The sequence below is a fragment of the Thauera sp. K11 genome (genome assembly GCF_002354895.1).
Lineage (GTDB): Bacteria > Pseudomonadota > Gammaproteobacteria > Burkholderiales > Rhodocyclaceae > Thauera > Thauera sinica.
This window is the reverse complement of sequence record NZ_CP023439.1, coordinates 148,394-172,521: the sequence shown is the minus strand read 5'-3', so window position 1 is coordinate 172,521 and position 24,128 is coordinate 148,394. Positions and strand designations below refer to the sequence as shown.

The following is a 24,128-nucleotide window of genomic DNA, read 5'->3' as shown; positions in this document are numbered from 1 at the left end:
GTCCTCAGGTGGTGCGCGACTTCTTCTCGTCGATGCCCGAAACGCCCTCGCGGCGGCGGAACTCGGCGAGCACGTCATCGACCGACAGGCCGTGATGGGCGAGCAGCACCATCGAGTGGAACCAGAGATCGGTGACCTCCCACACGAGGTGCAGCATGTCCTTGTCCTTGGCCGCCATGATCGTCTCGGCGGCCTCTTCGGCCACCTTCTTGCAGATCGTGTCGGTACCCTTGGCATACAGGCTGGACACGTAGGAAGAATCCGGATCGGCCCGCTTGCGTTCGGCGAGCGTATCGGATACGCGGTGCAGCACTTCGATGTCGATCATTTGTAGATGTCCTGCGGGTCTTTCAAAACCGGTTCGACGGCCTCCCAGCGGCCATCGGCGAAGTACTTCTGGAAGAAGCAGCTATGACGCCCGGTGTGGCATGCGATGCCCCCCACCTGCTCGATCTTCAGCAGCACCACGTCGTTGTCGCAGTCGATGCGGATGTCGAGCACCCTCTGGACGTGGCCGGATTCCTCGCCCTTGTGCCACAGTTTGCGCCGCGAACGTGACCAGTAGATGGCTTCGCCGGTTTCCGCAGTGCGCTGCAGCGCCTCGCGGTTCATCCAGGCGAACATCAGCACGTCGCCGGACGACGCTTCCTGGGCGATCACCGGCACCAGGCCCTGGGCGTCCCATTTGACCTCGTTGAGCCACTTCGTGCCGACACTCACAACCGCACCTCGATGCCCCGCGCGCGCATCAGCTCCTTGGCCTCGCGCACTGTGTGCTGTCCGAAATGGAAGATGCTCGCCGCCAGCACCGCGTCGGCGCGCCCTTCGGTGACGCCGTCGGCAAGATGCTCCAGCGTGCCGACGCCGCCGCTGGCGATGACGGGGATGCGCACCGCGTCGGAGACGGCGCGGGTGAGCCCTAGGTCGAAGCCGATCTTGGTGCCGTCGCGATCCATGCTGGTGAGCAGGATCTCGCCCGCTCCGAGCGCCTCCACGCGGCGCGCCCAGTCGATCGCGTCGAGGCCGGTATTGTTGCGGCCGCCGTGGGTGAAGACCTCCCACTTGCCCGGCCCGGTCTGCTTGGCGTCGATCGCGACGACGATGCACTGGCTGCCGACCTTGCTCGCCGCGTCATGCACGAGTTGAGGATTGTTGACCGCGGCGGTGTTCATGCTGACCTTGTCCGCCCCGGCGTTGAGCAGCCGGCGCACGTCGTCCACGCTGCGTACGCCGCCGCCGACGGTCAGCGGAATGAAGACCTGCTCGGCGACCTTCTCGACCACGTGCAGGATGATGTCGCGCGCGTCGGAACTGGCGGTGATGTCGAGGAAGGTGATCTCGTCCGCACCCTGCTCGTCGTAGCGGCGGGCGATTTCCACCGGATCGCCGGCATCGCGCAGTTCGACGAAATTGACGCCCTTCACGACGCGCCCGGCATTGACGTCCAGGCAGGGGATGATGCGTTTGGCGAGCATCAGCGGCGCTCGGCGATGGAGTTCATTCGGTGACACCGTTCAGTTCGTCGGCCCGCGCCTGCGCGGCGGCGAAATCCAGCGTGCCCTCGTAGATCGCGCGGCCGGTGATTGCACCCATGATGCCCTCTTCCTCGACCGCGCACAGCGCATCGATGTCGCGCAGGTCGGTGATGCCGCCGCTGGCGATGACGGGGATGCGCAATGCGCGCGCCAGCCGCACGGTCGCCTCGATATTGACGCCCGACAGCATGCCGTCGCGGCCGATGTCGGTGTAGATGACCGACTCCACGCCATAGTCCTCGAACTTCTTCGCCAGATCGACCACGTCGTGTCCGGTGAGCTTGGACCAGCCATCGACCGCCACCTTGCCGTCCTTGGCATCGAGCCCGACGATGATGTGGCCGGGAAAGGCGCTGCACGCATCGTGCAGGAAGCCCGGGTTCTTCACCGCCGCGGTGCCGATGATCATGTAGGTGATGCCGTTGTCGAGGTAGTGCTCGATGGTGTCGAGATCCCGGATGCCGCCGCCGAGCTGGACCGGCACGTCATCGCCGACCTCGTCGGTGATCGCCCGGATCGCCGCGCCGTTCTTCGGCTTGCCGGCGAAAGCGCCGTTCAGGTCCACCAGATGCAGCCGGCGGGCGCCGGCATCGAGCCAGTGCCGGGCCATCGCGCCGGGATCTTCCGAGAACACCGTGGCGGCATCCATTTCGCCCTGTTTCAGGCGCACACAATGACCGTCCTTGAGGTCGATGGCGGGGATCAGCAACATACCGGATCAGATTTCTTGAGCAGGAAAGGAAAGCGGGCAAAGATCGAGTCAGGGCGCCCACTGGACGAAATTCGCGAGCAGGCGCAGACCGGCTGAGGCGCTTTTCTCGGGATGGAACTGGACCGCGAAGATATTAGCCCGCGCTACCGCACTGGTAAAGCGCACGCCATAGTCGGTATGCGCGGCCGCATCGGCAGAGTCCGCCGGCTCGACGTAGTAGCTATGCACGAAATAGAAACGCTCGCCGTCGGCGATGCCTTCCCACAGCGCATGCGGCGCGCTCCGCCAGACCTCGTTCCAGCCCATGTGCGGCACCTTCAGGCGCGCACCGTCGGCGGCGACCATGCGCTCGTCGGGAAAACGCAGCACCTCGCCGCGGAGGATGCCCAGCCCCGGCACGTCGCCTTCGGCACTGTGATCGAACAGCATCTGCTCGCCGATGCAGATGCCGAGGAAGGGTTTCGCCGCCGCCGCCTCGAGCACCGCCGGCCGCAGGCCGCGCAGATCCAGCTCGCGCATGCAGTCGGGCATCGCGCCCTGTCCCGGGAACACGACCCTGGACGCCGCGGCGACGCGCGCCGGGTCGGAAGTCACGAACACGTCGTGGCCGGGCGCGACATGCTCGATCGCCTTGGCGACGGAGCGCAGGTTGCCCATGCCGTAATCGATGATGGCCACTGAGGTCATCGGGAAACTCGCTGAAGAATGACGAAGGAGTCGTTGCGAAAAGGCTGTAGCGGCCGGAGCATCGGCCGTTCAGAGCGCGCCTTTGGTGGACGGAATCACGCCTGCCGCACGCTCGTCGCGCTCGGCGGCCATGCGCAGCGCGCGGGCGAACGCCTTGAACACCGTCTCGCACTGGTGATGTGCGTTGTCGCCGCGCAGGTTGTCGATGTGCAGCGTCACGCCGGCGTGATTGACGAACCCCTGGAAGAACTCGCGCACGAGATCCACGTCGAAGTTGCCGATGCGCGCACGCGTGTAATCCACGAAATAGTGCAGTCCGGGGCGGCCGGAAAAATCCACCACCACGCGCGACAGCGCCTCGTCGAGCGGCACGTAGGCATGGCCGTAGCGGCGCACGCCCTTCTTGTCGCCGAGCGCCCGGGCGAAAGCTTGGCCGATCGTGATGCCGACGTCTTCGACCGTATGGTGATCGTCGATGTGGGTGTCGCCCTCGCAATGGACCTCGAGATCGATCAGGCCGTGGCGCACGATCTGGTCGAGCATGTGGTCGAGGAAGGGAACGCCGGTGTTGAGCACGCCCTTGCCGGTGCCATCGAGATCGATGCGCACCGAGATCCGGGTTTCGAGGGTGTTGCGTGTGACGTCGGCTTGCCGCATGGCTGGTACGGGCGGGGAATGGGTCGGTCCGGGCCATGATACCATCGCCCGGCAAACTGGCTGCAATGCGCGGCCCATGCAACGGACCGGGCGGGCACGCCAGCGTTGCACGCGCCCCGCCGATCGCCCCGACCCCCACATCTGCCGACAACCGCATGAGCCGCTACTGGAGCGCCGTCGTCCACGGCCTGACCCCCTATGTGCCGGGCGAGCAGCCCAAGCTGGACAAGCTCGTCAAGCTCAACACCAACGAGCACCCCTGCGGCCCGTCGCCGAAGGCCCTGGAAGCCATCCGCGCCGCCACCGGCGATACCCTGCGCCTTTACCCGGACCCGAACGCGGACGCGCTGAAGGCGGCACTGGCGAAGCGCTACCGGCTGCAGCCGGAGCAGATCTTCGTCGGCAACGGCTCGGACGAGGTGCTCGCGCACGCCTTCATGGCGCTGCTCAAGCATGACCGCCCGCTGTGGTTCCCGGACATCACCTACAGCTTCTATCCGGTCTACTGCAGCCTGTATGACGTGGAGCACCGCACGATCCCGCTTGCGGAGGATTACTCGATCCGGGTGGAGGACTACCTGCCGCGGGGCGACGACCGCGCCGGGGCGCTCATCTTCCCCAACCCCAACGCGCCCACCGGCCGGCTGCTCGCGCTGGCGGACGTCGAACGCATCGTCGCCGCCAATCCGGAGGCGGTGGTGGTGATCGACGAGGCTTATGTGGATTTCGGCGGCGACAGCGCGATCGCCCTGGTCGACCGCCACCCCAACCTGCTGGTGACCCACACTTTCTCCAAGAGCCGCTCGCTCGCCGGCCTGCGCGTGGGCTTCGCCGCCGGCCATGCGTCGCTGATCGAGGCGCTCGAGCGAGTCAAGAACAGCTTCAACTCCTATCCCCTGGATCGGCTGGCGATCGCAGGAGCGGTCGCGTCAGTGGAAGACGAGGATTACTTCCAGGAAAGCTGCCGCAAGGTCATCGCTACCCGCGAGGTTCTGGTTTCGCGGATGGCCGCACTCGGCTTCGAGGTCCTGCCGTCGGCAGCCAACTTCATCTTCGCCCGCCATCCGCGGCGCGACGGTGCCGAACTGGCGGCGGAGTTGAGGAAGCGCGCGATCATCGTGCGCCACTTCCGGGCACCGAGGATCGACCAGTTCCTGCGCATCACGGTCGGGACGGACGAGCAGTGCGCAATCCTGGTGGATGCGCTGAAGGAAATCCTCGGTTGCTGAGAACACCGCATCCGGCCCCGCTTCTGCACGCCCGACGAAGCGACACCGAAGACACCCTTTACACGGGCAGAAACTGCCTAGGCAGGGCCGCTCCCGCTCCCTGGTCTCAAGTATCGGAACCGGCCAGCGCGCATTACTGACATCAGGCGGGCACCATCGCGAGCCGGTGATGTGCGGGGTGTTCGCGGCGCCGGCGAGGACTGTCCGAGCACCGAGCGCAGCGAGGGCGAGTTCCGCAGCCGGCAGAGCGAACACCCCGCGCAGCACCGGCGGATCGGCCGCAACGAACGCCTCTCACCAATGAAGCCGTCCTTCAGCACAGGAGGCCGGTATTGCGACTCCGTGAGCAAGCGCGTTCTATCCGTCAGGCGCGCCCGGGGTATTCATTCTGCGGGCTGCGGAACTCGCCCTTCGGGCTCGGACAGTCCTCGCCCGCGCCATGAATACCCCGGACACGCCTGACTCGCGTGGTCGCGACGAGACTCGCCATCAGTCCTTGATCGCCTCACGGCATTCCCGGGACATGTCGGCGCAACCGGTTCGTATGATCGTGAAACGAGGCGCGCGCCGGCAGGCGCTCAAACCTTCAGCCGCATCTCCGCCGAACGGGCATGCGCCTGCAGACCCTCGCCATGGGCCAGGATGGACGCGATCCTGCCCAGGTGCTGGGCGCCTGCCGCGGAAATATTGACGATGCTGGTGCGCTTCTGGAAATCGTAGGTGCCCAGCGGCGACGAGAACCGCGCGCTGCGCATCGTCGGCAGCACATGGTTGGGGCCGGCGCAATAGTCGCCAAGCGCTTCCACTGCCCAGTGGCCGACGAAGATCGCGCCGGCATGGCGGATGTGGTCGATCCACGCCTCGGCGTTTTCCAGCGACAGCTCCAGGTGCTCAGGCGCGATACGGTTGGCGAGCGCGCATGCTTGCTCGAGGCTGTCGACCCGGATCAGCGCACCGCGGTTGGCGAGCGACTTCGCGATGGTCTCGCGGCGCGGCATCGTCGGCAGCAGGCGGTCGATCGCATCGTGCACCGCATCGATGAAATTCGCGTCGGTGCACAGCAGGATGGACTGCGCCAGTTCGTCGTGCTCGGCCTGCGCGAAGAGATCCATCGCCACCCAGTCGGCGTGGCCGCTGCCGTCGGAAAGGATCAGCACCTCGGACGGACCGGCCACCATGTCGATGCCCACCGTGCCGAAGACGCGGCGCTTGGCCTCGGCGACGAAGGCGTTGCCCGGGCCGACGATCTTGTCGACCTGCGCAATGGTCTGCGTACCGTAGGCCAGTGCGGCCACCGCCTGTGCGCCGCCGATCGTGAACACGCGGTCCACCCCGGTGATCGCCGCCGCCGCCAGCACCAGCGGGTTGCGCTCGCCGCGCGGCGTGGGCACGACCATGATCAGTTCGCCGACGCCGGCCACCTTGGCCGGGATGGCGTTCATCAGCACCGAACTCGGGTACGATGCGCGCCCGCCCGGCACGTACAGGCCGACGCGGTCGAGCGGCGTGACCTTCTGGCCCAGGCGCGTGCCGTCTGCCTCGGCGTATTCCCAGGACTCGCTCCGCTGCCGCTCGTGATAGACCCGCACGCGGTCGGCGGCGGTGCGCAGCGCGTCGCGCTGTTCCACGCTCAGGCCGTCGAGGGCGGCGCGCAGGTCCGACTTCGGCAGTTCCAGCGACGCCATCGAATGCACGTCCAGCGCATCGAACCGGCGGGTGTATTCGACCACCGCGGCATCGCCCACGTTGCGCACCGCGCGCAGGATCTCGGTCACGGCGGCATCGATGCGCTCGTCGGCCTCGGCTTCGAAGGCGAGCAGGGCATCGAGGGTGGGCAGGAACTCGGGATCGCGGGCATCGAGCCGGCGGATCGGCGTCTGACTCATGGAGATGTCCTCAGGGTTTCGCCGCACCGGCAAAGGCGTCGAGCAACGGCTGCAGCAGTTCACGCTTGAGCTTCAGCGAAGCCTGGTTGACGATCAGGCGCGAACTGATCGGCATGATCTCCTCGACCTCCTCGAGGTTGTTGGCACGCAGCGTGCTGCCGGTGGAGACCAGGTCCACGATGGCATCGGCGAGACCGACCAGCGGCGCCAGTTCCATCGAGCCATAGAGCTTGATCAGGTCCACGTGCATGCCCTTGCCGGCGAAATGCGCCTTGGCGGCGCTGATGTACTTGGTCGCCACGCGGATGCGTCCGCCGGGGCGCGTCGCCGCGGCATAGTCGAAGCCCTTTTGCACCGCCACGCACAGCCGGCAGCGGGCGATGTTGAGGTCCAGCGGCTGATACAGCCCGGCGCCGCCGTGTTCGATCAGCACGTCCTTGCCGGCGATGCCGAGGTCGGCCGCGCCGTACTGCACGTAGGTCGGCGTGTCGGTTGCGCGCACGATGACGAGGCGCACGTCCGGCCGGTTGGTGCCGATGATGAGCTTGCGCGAGGATTCCGGGTTGTCGGTCGGGACGATGCCCGCCGCCGCCAGCAGCGGCAGCGTCTCTTCGAAGATGCGGCCCTTCGACAGGGCGAGGGTGATGCTGGACACGTGGAAAACCTTCGTCGATCGGGCCGCCATTGTAACCCGGCGGCGGTTCTGTTAGCCTCGCGGCAGGTTGGCTGGACCGCCCCGCGGCGGTTCGGCCATTTGTTTTTTGAGTGCCGCGCGCGCGGCAGCAGGAGCCGGCAAAGTGCAACCTTCGATCATCGTTTCATCCAGCGACCTCGAGCGCCTCGAGGGTCTTCTCTCCCTCCCCGCCTTCCGCAGCCGCGGCGATCTCGACGGCCTGCGCGACGAACTGGAACGCGCCAACGTGCGCGAGCCGGCCGACATGCCGCCGGACGTCATCACGATGAACAGCCGCGCGCGCTTCCTCGAAGAGAACACCGGGCGCGAATACGAACTGACGCTCGCCTATCCCAAGGACGCGCACGCCGCGGCCAACCGGGTGTCGATCTTCTCGCCGGCAGGCAGCGCGCTGCTGGGCCTGTCGGCGGGTCAGGTCATCGATTGGAAGACGCCGGACGGCAACAGCATCCGGCTGAAGGTGCTGGAGGTGACCTGGCAGCCCGAGGCGAACGGGCAGTTCGATCTGTGAGCGCCGCGGCGGGCGAACGCCCGGGGCGCCACGGGGGCGAAGCCGCCGGACACGCGCCGTAGCGCCCGCCCGGCATACCGGGCGGCACCGGCCGGGTCAGGCCAGCCGGCGCACCTTCGCACCGAGCGCGACGAGCTTGGACTCGAGCTTCTCGTAGCCGCGATCGAGGTGGTAGATGCGCTCGATCACCGTCTCGCCTTCCGCCACTAGGCCGGCCACCACGAGGCTGGCCGAGGCGCGCAGGTCGGTCGCCATCACCGTGGCGCCCTCGAGTCTCGCCACGCCCTGCACCATCGCGGTGTTGCCGTCGATGCGGATGTCGGCTCCCAGCCGCTGCAGCTCGACCGCGTGCATGAAGCGGTTCTCGAAAATCGTCTCGCGGATCATTGCCACGCCGTTGGCCACGCAGTTGATCGCCATGAACTGCGCCTGCATGTCGGTCGGAAAGGCCGGATAGGGCGCGGTGCGCAGGCTGACGGCATTGAGCCGGGCCGGCGCCTTGAGGTGGATCGCGTCGCGTTCGGACGCCACCTCGCAGCCGGCATCCATCAGCTTGTCGATCACCGCATCCAGGTAGCTCGTCGAGGTGCCGGTCAGCCGCACCTCGCCGCCGGTGGCCGCCGCTGCGCACAGGTAGGTTCCGGTCTCGATGCGGTCGGGCATGATGCGGTGGGTCGCGCCGTGCATGCGCTCCACGCCGCGGATGCGGATCACGTCGGAGCCGGCGCCGGAAATCTGCGCGCCCATCGCGACCAGGCAGTTCGCCAGGTCGACCACTTCGGGCTCGCGGGCGGCATTCTCGATCACCGTTTCGCCGTCCGCCAGGCAGGCCGCCATCATCAGGTTCTCGGTGCCGGTCACCGTCACCATGTCGGTGAAGAGGCGCGCGCCCTTCAGGCGCGGCACCGAAGCGTGTACGTAGCCGTGCTCGACGCGGACCTCGGCCCCCATGGCCTGCAGGCCCTTGATGTGCTGGTCCACCGGCCGCGCGCCGATCGCGCAGCCGCCCGGCAGCGACACCCTGGCCACGCCGCAGCGCGCCACCAGCGGCCCCAGCACGAGGATGGAAGCGCGCATGGTCTTGACCATCTCGTAGGGCGCGACCGGGTCGCCCAGTTCGGCCGCGTCCAGCGTGATGGTGCTGCCCTCGCGGGCGATCTTGACGCCCATCTGCCCCAGCAGCTTCAACAGCGTACCGATGTCGTTCAACTGCGGCACGTTGGTGAAGGTCACCGGTTCGCGCGTCAGCAGCGCAGCGCACAGGATGGGCAGCGCGGCGTTCTTGGCGCCGGAAATCGCGATCTCGCCGGACAGCCGGCTGCCGCCTTCTATCAGAAGCTTGTCCATGGACGGCTTACATCCCCAGTTCGCCGCGGCCTTCTTCCCACTGCGCCGGCGTGAAGGTCTGCAGTTGCAGCGCATGGATCTCGTTGCCCATCAGGCGGCCGAGGGTGGCATACACCGCCTGGTGCTGACGCACCCGCGGCTTGCCCTCGAAGGTCTGGCTGACGACGATGCCGGTGAAATGCACGCCGTCGTCGCCCTCGATGGCGACGAACTCGCAGGGCATGCCCTGCTCGATGAGACGCTTGATCTCATTAGGTTCAAACATGGAAATTCCTTTACGAACGCAGCTTGTAGCCGCGGCCGAGCATGGCCAGCGTCAGCGCGGCAAGCGATACGAAACAGGCGCCGACCACACCCAGCGAAAGCCACGGCGACGTGTCGGACTGGCCGAAGAAGCCATATCGGAAGCCGTCGATCATGAAGAAGAACGGGTTGAAGTGCGACACGTTCTGCCAGATCTGCGGCAGGGAATGGATGGAGTAGAAGACGCCGGACAGCATGGTCAGCGGCATGATGAGGAAGTTCTGGAAGGCGGCGAGCTGGTCGAACTTGTCGGCCCAGATGCCGGCGATCACCCCGAACGAGCCGAGGATGGCCCCGCCCATCAGCGCGAACGCCAGCACCCACAGCGGGTTGGCGAGCGGCAGATCGACGAAGGGCAGCGACACCAGCAGCACGCCCAGGCCGACGAACAGCCCCCGCAGGATGGAAGCGATCACGTAGGCGGCGTAGAACTCGCGGTAGGACAGCGGCGGCAGCAGCACGAAGATGATGTTGCCGGTGATCTTGCTCTGGATCAGCGACGACGAGCTGTTGGCGAAGGCGTTCTGCAGCACCGACATCATCACCAGGCCGGGCACCAGGAAGGTGGTGTAGGCCACGTCGCCGTAGACGGTGACGTGGCGGTCCAGCACGTGCGAGAAGATCAGCAGGTACAGGATCGCGGTCAGCACGGGAGCCGCCACCGTCTGGAAGGACACCTTCCAGAAGCGCAGCACTTCCTTGTAGAGCAGGGTGCGAAAGCCGGTGAACGACGACTCGACCGGCATCGGCCCGATACGCGGCGCGGGCATCGGCCGGGCTTGCGGATCACGCACGATGCATCACCTCCACGAACACGCGCTCCAGATCCGGCGCCCCCAACTGCATCTCGATCAGGCCGGCGCCGGCCTCGCGCAGATGCACCAGCAGCGGTTCGACGTCCCCGTAGCTGTCGAACGCGAACTCGATCCAGCCTCCCTCCCCGGTCGCGGTGCCGCCCAGCGCGATGCCCGCCGCCGGGCGCTGCAGCCGTACCTGCAGGCTGTGCGTGGCAAAGCGGCGCAGCAGGTTCCCGGTGGTATCGAGCGCGACGATGCGGCCGCCCTTCAGCATGGCGATGCGCCCGCAGAGGGTCTCGGCCTCTTCCAGGTAGTGCGTGGTCAGCACGATGGTGTGGCCGTCGCGGTTGAGCTTGCGAATGAACTGCCACAGGCCCTGGCGCAACTCCACGTCCACGCCGGCAGTCGGCTCGTCGAGCACGATCACCGGCGGCCGGTGTACCAGCGCCTGGGCCACCAGCACGCGCCGCTTCATGCCGCCGGAGAGGGCGCGCATGTTGGCCTCGGCCTTGCCGGCGAGGTCCAGGCTGGCGAGGATCTCGTCGATCCAGTCGTCGTTGTTGCGGATGCCGAAATAGCCCGACTGGATGCGCAGCAGCTCGCGCACGGAAAAGAACGGGTCGAACACCAGTTCCTGCGGCACCACGCCGAGGTTGCGCCGCGCGTTGCGATAGTCGCCGACGACGTCGTGCCCCATGACCTCCAGCGTGCCGCCGTCGGGCCGGACGATGCCGGCGAGCGAGGAGATCAGCGTCGTCTTGCCCGCGCCGTTCGGGCCGAGCAGCCCGAAGAACTCGCCCTGTCCGATCTCCAGATCGACGCCGCCGAGCGCCTGCAGGACGCCGTAGCGCTTCGTGACGCCGCAGATGCGGATGGCAGGCATGCTCACTGCGGCCGGGCGCCGGATGGCGGCAGCAGGGCATCCACACCGTACAGCGCCGCCAGGCTGGCGAGCCCTGCGGGCAGCGCCCGGACGGCAAGCTCATGGCCGGCGGCGCGCGCGGCGCGCAGCCAGTCGAGCAGCAGCGCCAGCGCGGCGGAATCGGCCTCGGTCACGGCGGCGAAATCGACCACCAGATCGCCTTCGGATGCGCGCCGGCGCCCACTTTCGAGCATTTCCGCCACGGTACGCATGGTGAGCGCGCCTTCGAGCCGCAGCACGTTGCCCGCGGGAGACGTCATTGGCGCGCCTGCTCCGCCTCGAGCGAACGGTTCTTGTCCTCGATCGAGCGGATCAGACCGTCGACGCCGCCGTTGCGGATCTCCTGCGCAAAATTGCTGCGGTAATTCGTCACCAGGCTGACGCCGGCCACGACCACGTCGAAGACCTTCCAGCCCTTGTCCGTCTTCTCGAGCATGTAGTCGATGCCGATCGGCTGGGCGCCGGCCTGCTTGACCTCAGTACGGATCTGCACGCGGGTGTCGGCGTCGGCGGCACGGCTCGGCTTGAAGTCGATGACCTGATCGCGGTACTGCGTGAGCGCGTTCGAATAGGTGCGCACCAGCAGCGTACGGAACGCCTCGGTCAGCTTCGCCTGCTGCGCCGGCGAGGCGTCGCGCCAGTCGCGGCCGACGGCCAGCATGGTCATGCGGCGGAAGTCGAAATGCGGCAGCACCTTGGCGTCGACGAGCTGGAGCACGCGATGCGTGTCGCCGGCCTGGATCGCCTTGTCGGCGCGCACGATGGCCAGCACTTCGTTGGTCACGTCGCGCACCAGGACGTCGGGCGCAACCATGTCGGCCGCCGTCGCGGCCGGGGCGACCAGGGCGAGATAGATACAAAACAGGGCGAGAATGCGTTTCATGGGCTTCAGCGGTTCAGTTCGGTTCGTCCACGCTGCGGCGCGGAGCAGCCCTTGGGCCGGCCGCACCCAGCAGTTCCAGGCTTTCGACCGCCGTGCTGGCGGCGACATCGACGCCGTTGCCGAGCGGTACCGACGAGGCGCCGTTGAAATCTTCGTACACCCGCGGCGGTGCGCCGTCGAAAACCTTGTAACGGCGTTGTTCGAGATAGAAGTCGCGGACGTAGGCGTACTTGTCGAGCGTACCTTCTTCCAGCGTCTTCTCGGTGCCGAGCCCGCGCCAGCGCTCGTGAGTGACCTTGACTGCGGTGACGGTGTTGCGCGTCGGGATGTGGCCGATGTCCCAGGTCGGATCGGCCATCAGGTCGGCGGGGAAGGCGGCGGCATCGCGGATCGTGCGCGGGCCGAAGAAAGGCAGCACGAAATAGGCGCCCTCGCCGACGCCCCAGCTCCCCAGCGTCTGGCCGAAGTCCTCGTCGTGCTTGGGCAGCCCCGCCTCGGAGGCGATGTCGAGCACGCCGAGGAAGCCGAGGGTGGAATTCACCAGGAAGCGCATCAGATCGCTCAGCCCGTCCGCGACCTTGCCCTGCAGCAGATTGTTGATCCCGATCCAGGGATCGGCGAGATTGCCCAGCACGTTGCCGATGGCGATGTGCAGCGGCGTCGGCAGAACCGTGTCGTACACTTCGGCGACCGGCTTCAGCACGATCTTGTCCACCTGCTCGTTGAACGCGAACATCGCGCGGTTGTAGCCCTCGAGCGGATCGCCGGCATTGTGCGGAGTGCTGGCGCAGGCGCCCAGCATCATGGCCGACGCCAGCAGCGGCAACAGGCGGCGGCCGACAGCGGGACAGCCAGATCCCGCGCCCTCGTTCTTCTTCATCACCCGGATCTCCCGCGACAATTGGATCGACATCACTTCGGCGCCGGCGCTTCCGCGGCGCGGTCGAACATGAACTGGCTGATCAGCTTTTCCAGCACGACGGCCGACTGCGTCATCGCGACGGTGTCGCCATTGGCCAGCATCTCTTCATCGCCGCCCGCCTCGAGCCCGACGTACTGCTCGCCGAGCAGGCCCGACGTGAGGATGGTGGCAATGGTATCGCGCGGGAACGGGTACTGGCGGTCGAGCTCGAGCCTGACCACTGCGCGGTAGCGCTGCGGATCGAAGCGGATGTCGGCGACGCGGCCGACGACGACGCCGGAGCTCTTGACCGGCGCACGTATCTTGAGGCCACCGATGTTGTCGAAAGGCGCCTCGACGGCATAGGTGGGCGCATTGTTGAACCCGGAAAAGTTGCCGACCTTCATCGCCAGGAAAACCAGCGCGGCAAAGCCCAGCGCGACGAAGAAGCCGACCCAAAGGTCGAGCGTGGTACGACTCATCATTGACCCCGGAACATGAAAGAGGTGAGGACGAAATCCAGCGCCAGGATCGCCAGCGCCGACGTCACCACGGTGCGCGTGATCGCGCGGGACACGCCTTCGGCCGTCGGGCTGCAATCGTAGCCCTCGAACACGGCGATCAGCGACACCGCCGCACCGAAGACAACGGACTTGATCACGCCGTTCATCACGTCGTAGCGGAAATCCACCGCTGCCTGCATCTGCGACCAGAACGCGCCGTCATCGACGCCGATCACGACGACGCCGATCAGCCAGCCGCCGAACACGCCCATCGCAGAGAAGATCGCGGCGAGCAGCGGCATCGACAGCACGCCGCCCCAGAATCTGGGCGCCACCACGCGTGCGATCGGGTTCACCGCCATCATGTCCATCGCCTTCAACTGCTCGGTCGCCTTCATCAGGCCGATCTCGGCCGTCACCGCCGAACCGGCGCGGCTGGCGAACAGCAGGCCGGCGACGACGGGCCCCAGCTCGCGCGTCAGCGACAGTGCCACCAGCACGCCCAGCGCCTCGGACGAACCGTAGCGCTGCAGCGTCTCGTAGCCCTGCAGGCCGAGCACCAGGCCGACGAAGAGGCCCGACACGACGATGATCAGCAGCGACAGCACGCCGCTGAAATAGAGCTCCCGCATCGTCAGTTGCATGCGGCGCAGCGACTGGCCGGAATACATCAGCACGGCGGCGAGGAAGCGCATCGCGAAACCGAGGCGCCACACGCCGTCGACCGTCATCGCGCCGATCCGGCGCAGCGCCGCGAGCAGGCCGTTCATGGACGGCGCCCCTGCAGCAGGCCGTCGATGGGCGGGGCCGGGTAGTGGAAGGCCACCGGCCCGTCGGCCTCGGCATGCACGAACTGGTGCACGAAGGGGTCGGTGGAGGCGCGGATCTCGTCCGGCGTGCCATGCGCGACGATGCGGCCCTCCGACACGAAATAGATGTAGTCGACGATCAGCAGCGACTCGTGCACGTCGTGCGTCACCATGATCGAGCTGGCGCCGAGCGCATCGTTCAGGCGCCGGATCAGTCTTCCGATGACGCCGAGCGAGATCGGGTCCAGGCCGGCGAACGGTTCGTCGTACATGATCAGCATCGGGTCGAGCGCGACCGCGCGGGCCAGCGCCACGCGCCGCGCCATGCCGCCCGACAGTTCCGCCGGCTTGAGCGCATGGGCGCCCCGCAGGCCGACCGCCTGCAACTTCATCATGACCAGATCGCGGACCATGCCGGACGGCAGGGTGGTGTGCTCGCGCAGCGGAAACGCGACGTTGTCGAACACCGTCATGTCGGTAAACAGCGCGCCGAACTGGAACAGCATGCCCATGCGCCGCCGCAGTGCGTAGAGATCGCTGCGCGGCATATGCGCGAGATCGCGCCCCTCGACCTCGACGGCGCCGGAACTCGCCCGCAACTGCCCGCCGATCAGGCGCAGCAGCGTGGTCTTGCCGCAGCCGCTGCCGCCCATGATGGCCACCACCTGGCCACGGTGCACGGTCAGATCGATGCCGCGCAGGACCTCCCGTTCGCCATAGGCGAAGCGGACGTCACGCAGCGAAACGAGAGGGGACTGATCGGCCTGGGAGATCGACACAAGAAAAAATTCAACCAATTCAGAACGGGCAATTTTAGCAGACGATGACGACGGGCTCGCGACAATGTTGCGCGACGACAACGCCTCGTCGCCGGACGGCAATGCTCGGGCAGGCGTGCCAGGAAATGGCAAAAACATATTTCCAAGTCGCGTGGACCGCTCTATGATGACATTGTTATCAATTCGGCCATACCCATTGTGACTCGCCGCCCCGCCCTGCCGATCATCGCCGCCCTGCTGGCCGGCTGCGCCCAGACGCCGGCCACGGTGCCGCACGACGGGCACCTCATGCCCGGCGCGCCGCTGCCGCCTTCGCGCCTGACACCCGGCGACGGCGCGCGCGAGGCCGCCACGATACCCGTACAGCCACCCGCCCCGCCGGCACCGGTTCCGGCACCCGAGCCGACCTACTCGGTGACGGTGCGCAACGTGCCGGTGGAGCAACTGCTGTTCGCCATCGGCCGCGACGCCAACCTCGACATCGACCTGCATCCGGGCCTCGACGGCAACGTCACGCTGAACGCAGTGGACCAGCCCCTGCCCGTCCTGCTGGAGCGGATCGCGCGCCAGGCCGGGCTGCGCATCGAACTCGACGGCCGCCACGTCGGCGTGCGGCCCGATACGCCCTTCCTGCGCAGCTACCAGCTCGACTATGTGAACCTGACCCGCACGATGAACGGCACGGTCGCCACCAGCACGCAGATCGCGACCAGCAGTTCGGCGATGGAGCGCCCGGCCGGCAGCGGCGGCGGCAACGCCTCGGTCACCCAGATCGAGACGCGCTCGGTGAACCAGTTCTGGGAGTCGGTCGCCGCCGACATCCGCGCCATCCTCGACGAGGATGGCGGCAGGAAGGCCGACGCGGCCGACGACCGCCGCCTGCTCGTCAACCGCGAGACGGGAGTGCTGATGGTGCGCGCCAGCGGCCGCCAGCACGACAGCATCCGCGCCTACCTCGACCAGGTGCAGCAGGCATCGCGCCGCCAGGTAATGATCGAAGCCACCATCGTCGAGGTCACCCTCGCCGACGGCTACCGCCAGGGCATCGACTGGAGGCGCCTCGGCGTCCCCGGCTGGAGCGTGCGTCCGCGCGGCAGCAACGATGCCGGCCGCGGGACGCCGACGCTGAGCTACCTGTCGGACCGGCTCGACATCGGACTCGAACTGCTGGAGACCTTCGGCACCGTCAAGGTGCTGTCGAGCCCGCGGCTGTCGGTGCTCAACAACCAGACCGCGATGCTGAAGGTCGTCGAGGAAGTCGTCTATTTCCTCGTCGACGCCTCGACCACGCAGTACGACGAGAGCAAGCGCGAGAAAACCACCGCCACCACCACGCCGCAGTCCGTGTCGGTGGGCATGGTGATGTCGGTCACGCCGCAGATCAGCGCGGCCGGCGACATCACGCTCAACGTGCGGCCGACCATCTCCGGCATTTCGGGGTTCCGCGACGACCCCAACCCCTCGCTCGGCAGCATTCCGAACCGGGTGCCGCAGATCCGCACGCGCGAGATCGAATCCGTGCTGCGGCTGCGCAGCGGCGAGATCGGCGTGCTCGGCGGGCTGATGGAAGACAAGGTCGATTACGACGGCGGGCGCATTCCGCTGCTGGGCGACATCCCGCTGCTGGGCGAGGCCGTCACGCGCCGCGACAACGCGGTGCGGCGCACCGAACTGCTGATCTTCCTGCGCCCCCTGCTGATCGAGGACCCAAGCATGGGCGGCGACTACGCCGCCTATCGCAAGCGGCTGCCGGCGGCCGGCTTCCTCGCCGCCGATCCCGCGCCGGGCGAACGCAATTTTCCGCACGCCCCGTTGCGGCCGCCGCTGCCGGCCGTCCCGCCCACCACGATCCGCATTCCCTGACACGCACTGCCGGGCACAGCCATGAACATCCCCCACCTGCCTCCCCTCGCCTTCGCCCCCGCCGAAGCACCCGCCATTACCGAACCGGCCGCTGCCGATCCCCGGCAGGATGCGCCCGCCGGCGACGCCGCGCCCAGGCCGGACGGAGGAATCGGCGAGCAGTTGCGCGCCGCGGGGCTGATCGGCAGCGACCAGTTGCGCATCGCCCTGCACGAGCAGCGCCGGCAGCACCGGCCGCTGGGCCGGCTGCTGGTCGAACTCGGATTCGTCCAGGAGTCCGCCCTGCGCGACGTACTGGCGGCCCGCGTCGGGCGGCCCTGCGTCGATCTCGCCACCACCCTGCCGGCCGCCGACGCGCTCGCCCTGCTGCCGCACGAGGCCGCGCGGCGGCACCGCCTGCTGCCGCTGCACTTCGATGCCGCCGGGCGCGTGCTGACGGTGGCCCTGGCCGACGCCGACGACATCGTCGCCATCGACCGCCTGCGCGGCCACCTCGCCGCCGACGTCCGCCTCGACCTGCGCGTCGCCGGCGAATCCGAACTCGTGCAGGCCATAGAGCACCACTACGGCCAGGCCGGCTCGGTCGACGACATCCTGCGCGAGATGGACGGCGAGCCGGGCCATGCCACGCCTCTCGCATCCACCCCGGCCGGCCGCGGCGTCCCGCCGGTGGTGCGGCTGGTCGACGCACTGATCGCGGACGCCGTCGCGCAGGGCGCATCCGACGTGCATTTCGAACCGGAAGCCGGCTTCCTTCGCATCCGCTACCGCATCGACGGCCTGCTGCACCAGGTCCGCGCCCTGCACCGTTCGCGCTGGCCCGAAATGGCCGTGCGGCTAAAGGTGATGGCGGGACTGGACATCGCCGAGACGCGCGCACCGCAGGACGGACGCATCACCCTGGGCGTGGGCGGACGGCCGATCGACCTGCGCATCGCCACCCAGCCCACGCTGCACGGCGAAAACATCGTGCTGCGCATCCTCGACCGCCAGAAGGGCATCGTGCCGCTGCACGCGCTCGGCCTCGCCGAGGACCAGCGCGCGACGCTGGAACGCATGATGGCGCGGCCGGAGGGCCTGATCCTGGTCACCGGCCCCACCGGCAGCGGCAAGACCACGACCCTCTATTCGGTGCTCAACCACCTCAACACCGAGGCGGTCAACATCATGACGCTGGAAGACCCCGTCGAATATCCGCTGCCGCTTATCCGCCAGACGGCGGTCGGAGAAGCGAGCCGGCTGAATTTCGCCGGCGGGGTCCGGGCGCTGCTGCGCCAGGACCCGGACATCATCCTCGTGGGCGAGATCCGCGACGCCGACACCGCGGAAATGGCCATCCGCGCCGCGCTCACCGGCCATCAGGTCTATGCGACGCTGCACGCCGGCTCGGCCGTGTCGGCGATCCCGCGCCTGATGGACATCGGCATCCGCCCCGAACTCCTCGCCGGCAACCTCATCGGCATCCTCGCCCAGCGCCTGGTCCGCCGCCTGTGCCCGCTCTGCCGCGAGGCGCACGCCGCCGGGCCCGACGAGCGGCGCAAGCTGGGCCTGCCCGTTGCCGGCCCCGAGGTCATGATCCACCGCCCGGCGGGCTGCGCGGCCTGCGACTTCCGCGGCTATCGCGGCCGCAGCGCGATCATGGAACTGCTGTGCATCGACCCCGCGCTCGACGAACTGGTGGCCCGGCGTGCCGGCCCGCAGGCCCTGCTGGCGCAGGCACGCGACGGCGGCTTCCTCACGCTCGCCGAGGACGGCGCGCGCCGCGTGCTCGATGGCACCACTTCGCTGCAGGAACTCGCCAGGGTGGTCGCGCTCGCCACGCCGGCGGCCTGACCGCAGGAGCACGCCGCCATGCGCTACCGCTACCGCGCCATGCAGCCCGACGGTCGGACCGTCCGCGGCGAACTGGACGCCGCCGGCCTCGACGAACTCGAACAAGGGCTGCGCGAACGTGGCCTCAGCTTCATCAACGGCGAGGCGGCGCGCCCGCCGCTGTGGCGGGCTCGCCTCCCGCGGCGCGAGCTGATGCACCTGTGCTTCCACCTCGAACAGTTGCTGGACGCGGGCGTACCCATCGTCGACAGCCTCGCCGAACTGCGCGAGACGACCCGGCACGCCCGCCTGCGCGACATCGTCGTCGCGATGCTGTCCGACATCTCCGCGGGCAAGCCGCTGTCGGAGGCCGCGGCCCGCCATCCGGCCGCCTTCGACGCGGTGTTCGTCAGCCTGCTGCGCGCCGGCGAGCATGCCGGCACCCTGCCCGAAACGATCCGCGACATCGGCAGCACGATCGAGCGCGACGACGAACTCGCCGCCCATGCCCGCCGCGTGGCCATCTACCCGGCCATCGTCGGCGGCCTGCTCGGCGTCGCCCTGCTTGTCGCACTGACGCACGTGGTGCCCGAGCTGGAAAAGCTCTTTCGCACCACCGGCCAGACCCTGCCGCTGCAGACGCGCGTGCTGCTGTGGCTGTCGCATGCCGTCGCGGCGTGGGGCTGGGCGCTCGCAATGATCGCCGCCGCAGCGGCGGCCGGCCTGCGCGTCGCGCTCGCGCGCTCGGCCGCCCTGCGCCTGCGCCGCGACTTCCTGCTGCTGCGTCTGCCGCTGATCGGCGAACTGCGGCGCAAGCTGGCGCTGGCCCGCTTCGCCGCGCTCTTCGCCACGCTCTACGCTGCGGGCATCAACGTCATCGACGCCCTCCGGACGAGCGAGGACATCACCGGCAATCTCGCGCTGCGCGAGGGGCTGCGCAGCGCGACGCTGGACATCGAACAGGGGCGGACCATCTCGCAAGCCTTCGCCTCGACCGGGCTGTTTCCGCCGCTGGTGACCCGGATGCTGCGCCTCGGCGAACAGACCGGCGGGCTCGACCGCGCGCTTGCCAACGTATCGAACCTCTACCGCCGCGACGTGAGCGAAGCGATCGCCCGCCTGCAGGCATCGCTGGAACCGGCACTGACCGTGACGATGGGCGCCCTGCTGCTGTGGATCGCCACCGCCGTGCTGGGCCCCATCTACGACATCCTCACCCACCTTCCCGTCTGACGAGCGATGAAACCAGCCCCCTATATCCTGCGGGTGGACGACCACGGCCTCCAGGCATGCCAGATAAATGACGCGGGCGGTTTGCCCGCCGCCGGTTTCGCACCCGGAGACACCACGGGCTTCGCCGCATGGCTGGCGCGCCAGCCGAAGGAACGGCGCTATCGGCTGGTATTCGACCTCGCCGACGAACACGTCCAGGTCGAATCCATGCCGCGGGTGCGCGGAGCCGACCGGCGCGCCTTGCTCGCCAGACGCTTCGCCACGCATTTCGGCGACTCGCCGGTCACCTGGATGCAGTCGCTGGGCCGCGGCACCGACGCCCCGCACCAGGAAAAGGTGGTCCTGCACGGCCTTGCACGGCCGGCAGCACTGGCCCCCTGGCTCGACGCGATCGGGCGCCGCGGCGCACGGCTCGAAGCCGCCGGCTCGGCCACGCTGCTGCTCGGCCACTTCGCGCCGCGCACCCTGCGCCTCGACGGCAGCCTGCTGCTCGTGGCCTTCACCCGCTGCGGCATGCGCCTGAGCCACGTCGAGCAGGGCACGGTGCGCTTCACCCGGCTGGTGGCCGGCATACGCCCCGCCGCCGAAGACTGGCTGCACGAACTCGAGCGCACATGCAGCTATCTTCTTGCCCAGCCCGATCTTTGCAGCGGCGGTCTTCGTACCATCGTGCTCGATCCCTCCCCCGCCGCGGGCGCCACGCCGCATGCCGGCGACGCGGCTGCCGACCGCGGCCCCCGGCACGTCGCCGCCGCCGCACTGCTGCCGGCGGGCAGCGTCCCCGCCGGGGACGACATGGGCGCAATCGAAGTGGCTCAATTGCACTGGCTCGCCGACATGCCGCGCGCCCTGCGCTGCCACATGCGCGAACGATCCGCGGGTGCCGGCGCGGCGCCTCTGCCGCGCATCGTCCCCTACGGCACGGCCGCCGCCGTCGCCGGCGCGCTGGTCCTCGCCGCCTTCCGCTGGGCGGACGCGGCAGCGCTCGACCGGGAAGCGGGCACGATCGAAGCACGCGCCGCCTCGCTGCGAAGCGAACTGGCCGGAATCGAATCAGCCCGCGGCCCGCTCCCGGCCGCCGCCGGCGACCTGCTCGCGGTGCTGGGCCGGTTCGAGCGCGAGCAAACCCGGCACCTGCCGGCGCCGGTGCTGTTCTCCCGCCTGGCTTCGGCACTGGATGCGGCCCCCGGCATCGAACTCGACCACCTGTCGTGGCAGCGCGAAGCCGATGCCGAAGGCGCGACGGACGTGAAGCTCGGACTGCGCCTGGACGACGCCGGTCCCGCACGCCTGGACGCACTCGTCGATGCGCTGGAACGCCAAGGCGGGCGGGCCTTCCAGCGCGACGTCGCGGAAGCGGCCGCCATGCTCACCGGGAGCGCGGCAGATTCGCCCCCGATGCACGCGGGCCTGCGCTTCCGCTTCGACGTGGACGGCCCGCAATGAAGCCCGCCGTCACGCAACCCACCGCCCTGGCCGACCGGATACGCGCCGCTGCCGGGCACGGCCCGATCCTTCCTCTCGCACTCTGCGCCCTGGCCCTCTGCGCCGCCGCCCTCGTCGTCCGGTTCGCCGGCGGCTCGGCCGAAGCCGCTACGCGGCGGCTCGATCAGGCGCGCACGCTGCAGCAGCGCACGGCGGCCGAACTCGATGCCGCCCGCGTGCTCGACGAGCACCTCGCCACGGCGCTCGCGCACTACCGGACCCTCGCCGAGCGCGGCGTCGTCGGCCGGGAACCCGACGACCAGTGGCCCGAAAGGGTCGCACGCGCCCTCGCCCACCCCGGCGTGCCGGCGAGCGAAGAGCGCCAGACGCCCCGTACCCGGTTTGCGCCCGCACAACCTCTCGTCACCCCCGACGCCGACGGCACCCTTGCGCCTGCCGCCGGCCAGGCTCCGGGCCTGCAACTGATGGTACGCCGCTTGCAGATCGAGGCAACGCTGCGCCACGAAGGCGAGTTGCTGGACATGCTGGCGCGGCTCGAGGCCGAACGCAGCAAGCTCGTGCTGACCAGGGCGTGCAGCATGGACCGGTTGCCGCAGACGCGGGCCGGTGGCCGCGCGCCGACGCTACGCGCCAGTTGCCAGGTCGACGGGCTGGCGATCGTACCCGCCGCGGAGGTGCGTCCGTGAGCGCCACCGCATGGCCGCCCGAAGGCAGCGCTCGCCCCACGGCTGGCTTTGCACAGCCAGTCCGCGCGGGCGGTGCGAAGCAGTACTCCGCGCAACCCGCCCTCGCCCTCCCTCGGGGACGGTTGAGCAGGGGCCTCGCAGGGCACTGCTCTGCGCCCACGGAACGAGTCGGCCGTGCAAGGCCGGCACTGCGTCGCGCATCGACAAGAAGGTAGTCCAGTGAGCCACTCGCCCCCCTACCGCCTCGCATGTGCCGCCGCCGTCGGCGTGCTCGCCCTGCAGTTCCCGCCGGCACAGGCGGCAACCTTCGGCCGCTTGTTCCATACGCCGGTGCAGCGCCATGCCCTCGAACAGGACACTCCGCCCGAGGCGGCCATCGTCCCTCCCCCACCGCCGCCAGCTCCCTCGCCGCCCACCGCTCCCCTGCGCATAGACGGCATCCTGCGCCGCAGCGACGGGCAGTACACGGTCTGGATCAACGGCGAAATGGCGCCGATGCCGCGCGGCCTGCACCTGCCTCCGGGGCGCCAGCGCGTCCTGATCCCGGAAACCGATCCGCACCGGCACCTGCGCGTGGGCGACCGCTGGCTGGAGGGCGACAGAAGCGCCGTGCCCGAGCCATCGCAGCGGCATTCCTCCGCCGCGGACGACGCGCCATGAAACACGGCGATGCCCGCATCGACGCCTGGCCGATCCAGCGCCATCGCCAGCACGGCAGCGGCGTGATGGCGGTGCTGCTCATCGTGGCGCTGATCGGCGCCGCCGGCCTGCTGGCGCAAGGCGACCTCGCCGCGATGGCGCGGACCCGAGCACAGACGCGCAGCATCGACGCCCTTGCCCGGGCCCGCGCCGCGCTGATCGGCTACGCGGTCAGCTACGCCGAGAGCCATCCCGGCGAAGCCTACGGCTACCTGCCCTGCCCGGACGCGAACAACACCGGCTCGACGCCGATCGGCGCCTGCGGTGCGCGCAACATCGGCAGCCTGGGCCGCCTTCCGTACCGTACGCTGGGCCTCGCCGATCTGCGCGACGGCTGGGGCAACTGCCTGTGGTATGCGGTAGCCGGCAGCGTCAAGCACAATCCCAAGCCGCTGGCCCTGAACTGGGACAGCCCCGGCCAGTTCCGCCCACTCGCGCAGGACGGCATGGAGCTTGCCGCCGACAGCCGGGTGGTGGCGGTCGTGTTCGCGCCGGGTCCGGCGCTGCCCCACCAGGCGCGCCCCGCGAGTGCCGGCCGGCACTGCCCCGGCAGCGACAGCGCGGCTGCGGATGCCTCGCACTTCCTCGACGGCGGCTATCCGGCAAGCTTCGGCGGATCGCTCGACGTCTTCCAGGGCACGGCCGACGGCCTGCCGCGCAACGACATCATCGCGTGGGTCAGCCTGGACGACATCTTCGGCGCGTTGCGCCGCCGTGCCGATTTCGCACCCTATGTCGACAAGGTGATTTCCACCGCTTCGGCTGCACTCGCGCCGCGGCTGGACGACGGCGATTTCATCGCCGCGCACACCGCGCCGGCGGGCGCGCTGCTCGTCGGCCGGCTGCCCGCCGCCGCCGCGCTCGGTCTGCCCGCGGACAGCGGCGATGCGCACGACAACTGGCGCGACCAGTTCCACCTCGCGGCCTGCGCCGACGGCAGCGCCTGCATCGGCCTCTCCCGCGACAACGTTCCGGGCACCACTTGGTGCCGCGCCGCGCTGCTGTTCGGCGGCGAACGCCTGCGCGACGGCCCGCAGCCTCAGCAACGCATCACGGCCGCGCAACGCGCCGATCCGGCGCAGTACTTCGAAGACGGCAACGCCGAGAACCTGCTCGCCGGCGTACCCGCCTTCTCCGGTGCCCACGATTTCTTGCCGTCTTCGGCCGCACAGGCCGCCACCCGGGACGTCGTCCGATGCCTGAACTGAACCTTCCGCGCCCACCGCTCCGGTCC

The 24,128-nt window shown here is 69.0% G+C and carries 27 protein-coding genes; 9 read left to right on the top strand and 18 right to left on the bottom strand.

Annotation, left to right across the window (positions count from 1 at the left end):
• Nucleotides 1-4 precede the first annotated feature (4 nt).
• The 6 genes from CCZ27_RS00860 to hisB form a co-directional block, all read right to left on the bottom strand.
• Nucleotides 5-328 carry a phosphoribosyl-ATP diphosphatase gene (locus CCZ27_RS00860; protein ID WP_096444934.1) on the bottom strand — a complete coding sequence of 108 codons (324 nt, stop codon included), beginning with the start codon at nucleotides 326-328 and terminating at the stop codon, nucleotides 5-7.
• Nucleotides 325-720 carry a phosphoribosyl-AMP cyclohydrolase gene (hisI, locus tag CCZ27_RS00855; RefSeq protein ID WP_096444933.1) on the bottom strand — a complete coding sequence of 132 codons (396 nt, stop codon included), beginning with the start codon at nucleotides 718-720 and terminating at the stop codon, nucleotides 325-327. Before hisI ends, CCZ27_RS00860 begins: the two co-directional genes overlap by 4 nt.
• Complete coding sequence (gene hisF, locus CCZ27_RS00850; RefSeq protein ID WP_096444932.1) at nucleotides 717-1,475, bottom strand: imidazole glycerol phosphate synthase subunit HisF; 759 nt, start codon at nucleotides 1,473-1,475, stop codon at nucleotides 717-719. The genes hisI and hisF overlap by 4 nt, the downstream gene beginning before the upstream one ends.
• 22 nt (nucleotides 1,476-1,497) lie before the next feature.
• A complete protein-coding gene (gene hisA, locus CCZ27_RS00845; RefSeq protein ID WP_096444931.1) occupies nucleotides 1,498-2,247 on the bottom strand; it encodes a 1-(5-phosphoribosyl)-5-[(5-phosphoribosylamino)methylideneamino]imidazole-4-carboxamide isomerase in 750 nt (249 codons plus the stop codon).
• 48 nt (nucleotides 2,248-2,295) lie between these two features.
• The gene (hisH, locus tag CCZ27_RS00840) at nucleotides 2,296-2,934 is read right to left on the bottom strand and encodes an imidazole glycerol phosphate synthase subunit HisH (RefSeq protein ID WP_096444930.1); all 639 of its coding nucleotides are present in this window, start codon (nucleotides 2,932-2,934) and stop codon (nucleotides 2,296-2,298) included.
• A 69-nt stretch (nucleotides 2,935-3,003) separates the two neighbouring features.
• Complete coding sequence (gene hisB / locus CCZ27_RS00835; RefSeq protein ID WP_096444929.1) at nucleotides 3,004-3,591, bottom strand: imidazoleglycerol-phosphate dehydratase HisB; 588 nt, start codon at nucleotides 3,589-3,591, stop codon at nucleotides 3,004-3,006.
• Between the two features lie 155 nt (nucleotides 3,592-3,746).
• On the opposite strand from hisB, the gene hisC reads away from it, so the two are divergent.
• Nucleotides 3,747-4,820, top strand: a complete 1,074-nt coding sequence (hisC, locus tag CCZ27_RS00830) for a histidinol-phosphate transaminase (protein ID WP_096444928.1) — start codon at nucleotides 3,747-3,749, stop codon at nucleotides 4,818-4,820.
• Between the two features lie 578 nt (nucleotides 4,821-5,398).
• On the opposite strand, the gene hisD is transcribed toward hisC, so the two are convergent.
• Complete coding sequence (gene hisD, locus CCZ27_RS00825; RefSeq protein ID WP_096444927.1) at nucleotides 5,399-6,706, bottom strand: histidinol dehydrogenase; 1,308 nt, start codon at nucleotides 6,704-6,706, stop codon at nucleotides 5,399-5,401.
• Between the two features lie 10 nt (nucleotides 6,707-6,716).
• Nucleotides 6,717-7,361, bottom strand: a complete 645-nt coding sequence (hisG, locus tag CCZ27_RS00820) for an ATP phosphoribosyltransferase (RefSeq protein WP_096452025.1) — start codon at nucleotides 7,359-7,361, stop codon at nucleotides 6,717-6,719.
• A 142-nt stretch (nucleotides 7,362-7,503) separates the two neighbouring features.
• On the opposite strand from hisG, the gene rnk reads away from it, so the two are divergent.
• Nucleotides 7,504-7,911: a nucleoside diphosphate kinase regulator gene (rnk, locus tag CCZ27_RS00815; protein WP_096444926.1), complete on the top strand. Its 408-nt coding sequence runs from the start codon at nucleotides 7,504-7,506 to the stop codon at nucleotides 7,909-7,911.
• Nucleotides 7,912-8,007: 96 nt separating this feature from the next.
• Here rnk and murA read toward each other — a convergent pair whose 3' ends face one another.
• From murA to CCZ27_RS00765, 10 genes are all read right to left on the bottom strand, one after another.
• On the bottom strand, nucleotides 8,008-9,258 hold the full coding sequence (gene murA, locus CCZ27_RS00810) for a UDP-N-acetylglucosamine 1-carboxyvinyltransferase (RefSeq protein ID WP_096444925.1): 1,251 nt from the start codon (nucleotides 9,256-9,258) through the stop codon (nucleotides 8,008-8,010).
• A 7-nt stretch (nucleotides 9,259-9,265) separates the two neighbouring features.
• Nucleotides 9,266-9,523: a BolA family protein gene (locus CCZ27_RS00805; protein WP_096444924.1), complete on the bottom strand. Its 258-nt coding sequence runs from the start codon at nucleotides 9,521-9,523 to the stop codon at nucleotides 9,266-9,268.
• A 10-nt stretch (nucleotides 9,524-9,533) separates the two neighbouring features.
• Entirely contained in the window at nucleotides 9,534-10,307 is a 774-nt protein-coding gene (locus CCZ27_RS00800) for an ABC transporter permease (protein ID WP_198363328.1), read from the bottom strand.
• 40 nt (nucleotides 10,308-10,347) lie between these two features.
• Nucleotides 10,348-11,247 carry an ABC transporter ATP-binding protein gene (locus CCZ27_RS00795; protein ID WP_096444922.1) on the bottom strand — a complete coding sequence of 300 codons (900 nt, stop codon included), beginning with the start codon at nucleotides 11,245-11,247 and terminating at the stop codon, nucleotides 10,348-10,350.
• Nucleotides 11,244-11,540: an STAS domain-containing protein gene (locus CCZ27_RS00790; protein ID WP_096444921.1), complete on the bottom strand. Its 297-nt coding sequence runs from the start codon at nucleotides 11,538-11,540 to the stop codon at nucleotides 11,244-11,246. Before CCZ27_RS00790 ends, CCZ27_RS00795 begins: the two co-directional genes overlap by 4 nt.
• Nucleotides 11,537-12,163 (bottom strand): MlaC/ttg2D family ABC transporter substrate-binding protein, encoded by a 627-nt coding sequence (locus CCZ27_RS00785; RefSeq protein ID WP_096444920.1) that lies wholly within the window; start codon nucleotides 12,161-12,163, stop codon nucleotides 11,537-11,539. The genes CCZ27_RS00790 and CCZ27_RS00785 overlap by 4 nt, the downstream gene beginning before the upstream one ends.
• A gap of 13 nt (nucleotides 12,164-12,176) precedes the next feature.
• Nucleotides 12,177-12,968 carry an MlaA family lipoprotein gene (locus CCZ27_RS00780; RefSeq protein ID WP_232516693.1) on the bottom strand — a complete coding sequence of 264 codons (792 nt, stop codon included), beginning with the start codon at nucleotides 12,966-12,968 and terminating at the stop codon, nucleotides 12,177-12,179.
• Between the two features lie 107 nt (nucleotides 12,969-13,075).
• A complete protein-coding gene (gene mlaD / locus CCZ27_RS00775; protein WP_198363327.1) occupies nucleotides 13,076-13,546 on the bottom strand; it encodes an outer membrane lipid asymmetry maintenance protein MlaD in 471 nt (156 codons plus the stop codon).
• Entirely contained in the window at nucleotides 13,546-14,337 is a 792-nt protein-coding gene (mlaE, locus tag CCZ27_RS00770) for a lipid asymmetry maintenance ABC transporter permease subunit MlaE (RefSeq protein WP_096444918.1), read from the bottom strand. Before mlaE ends, mlaD begins: the two co-directional genes overlap by 1 nt.
• On the bottom strand, nucleotides 14,334-15,155 hold the full coding sequence (locus tag CCZ27_RS00765; protein WP_232516515.1) for an ABC transporter ATP-binding protein: 822 nt from the start codon (nucleotides 15,153-15,155) through the stop codon (nucleotides 14,334-14,336). The genes mlaE and CCZ27_RS00765 overlap by 4 nt, the downstream gene beginning before the upstream one ends.
• Nucleotides 15,156-15,353: 198 nt before the next feature.
• Between CCZ27_RS00765 and CCZ27_RS00760 the strand changes: the two genes are divergently transcribed.
• From CCZ27_RS00760 to CCZ27_RS00730, 7 genes are all read left to right on the top strand, one after another.
• Nucleotides 15,354-17,018, top strand: coding sequence for a secretin GspD/PilQ domain-containing protein (locus CCZ27_RS00760; RefSeq protein WP_232516514.1), 1,665 nt, complete (start codon nucleotides 15,354-15,356; stop codon nucleotides 17,016-17,018).
• A 21-nt stretch (nucleotides 17,019-17,039) separates the two neighbouring features.
• Nucleotides 17,040-18,851 (top strand): GspE/PulE family protein, encoded by a 1,812-nt coding sequence (locus CCZ27_RS00755; RefSeq protein WP_096444916.1) that lies wholly within the window; start codon nucleotides 17,040-17,042, stop codon nucleotides 18,849-18,851.
• An 18-nt stretch (nucleotides 18,852-18,869) separates the two neighbouring features.
• The gene (locus tag CCZ27_RS00750) at nucleotides 18,870-20,063 is read left to right on the top strand and encodes a type II secretion system F family protein (protein WP_232516513.1); all 1,194 of its coding nucleotides are present in this window, start codon (nucleotides 18,870-18,872) and stop codon (nucleotides 20,061-20,063) included.
• A gap of 6 nt (nucleotides 20,064-20,069) precedes the next feature.
• A complete protein-coding gene (locus tag CCZ27_RS00745; protein ID WP_157748394.1) occupies nucleotides 20,070-21,509 on the top strand; it encodes a hypothetical protein in 1,440 nt (479 codons plus the stop codon).
• Nucleotides 21,506-22,195 carry a hypothetical protein gene (locus tag CCZ27_RS00740; RefSeq protein ID WP_096444914.1) on the top strand — a complete coding sequence of 230 codons (690 nt, stop codon included), beginning with the start codon at nucleotides 21,506-21,508 and terminating at the stop codon, nucleotides 22,193-22,195. The genes CCZ27_RS00745 and CCZ27_RS00740 overlap by 4 nt, the downstream gene beginning before the upstream one ends.
• Nucleotides 22,196-22,414: 219 nt before the next feature.
• Nucleotides 22,415-22,855 carry a hypothetical protein gene (locus CCZ27_RS00735; protein ID WP_096444913.1) on the top strand — a complete coding sequence of 147 codons (441 nt, stop codon included), beginning with the start codon at nucleotides 22,415-22,417 and terminating at the stop codon, nucleotides 22,853-22,855.
• Nucleotides 22,852-24,102 carry a hypothetical protein gene (locus tag CCZ27_RS00730; RefSeq protein WP_232516512.1) on the top strand — a complete coding sequence of 417 codons (1,251 nt, stop codon included), beginning with the start codon at nucleotides 22,852-22,854 and terminating at the stop codon, nucleotides 24,100-24,102. Before CCZ27_RS00735 ends, CCZ27_RS00730 begins: the two co-directional genes overlap by 4 nt.
• The last annotated feature ends 26 nt before the right edge of the window (nucleotides 24,103-24,128 follow it).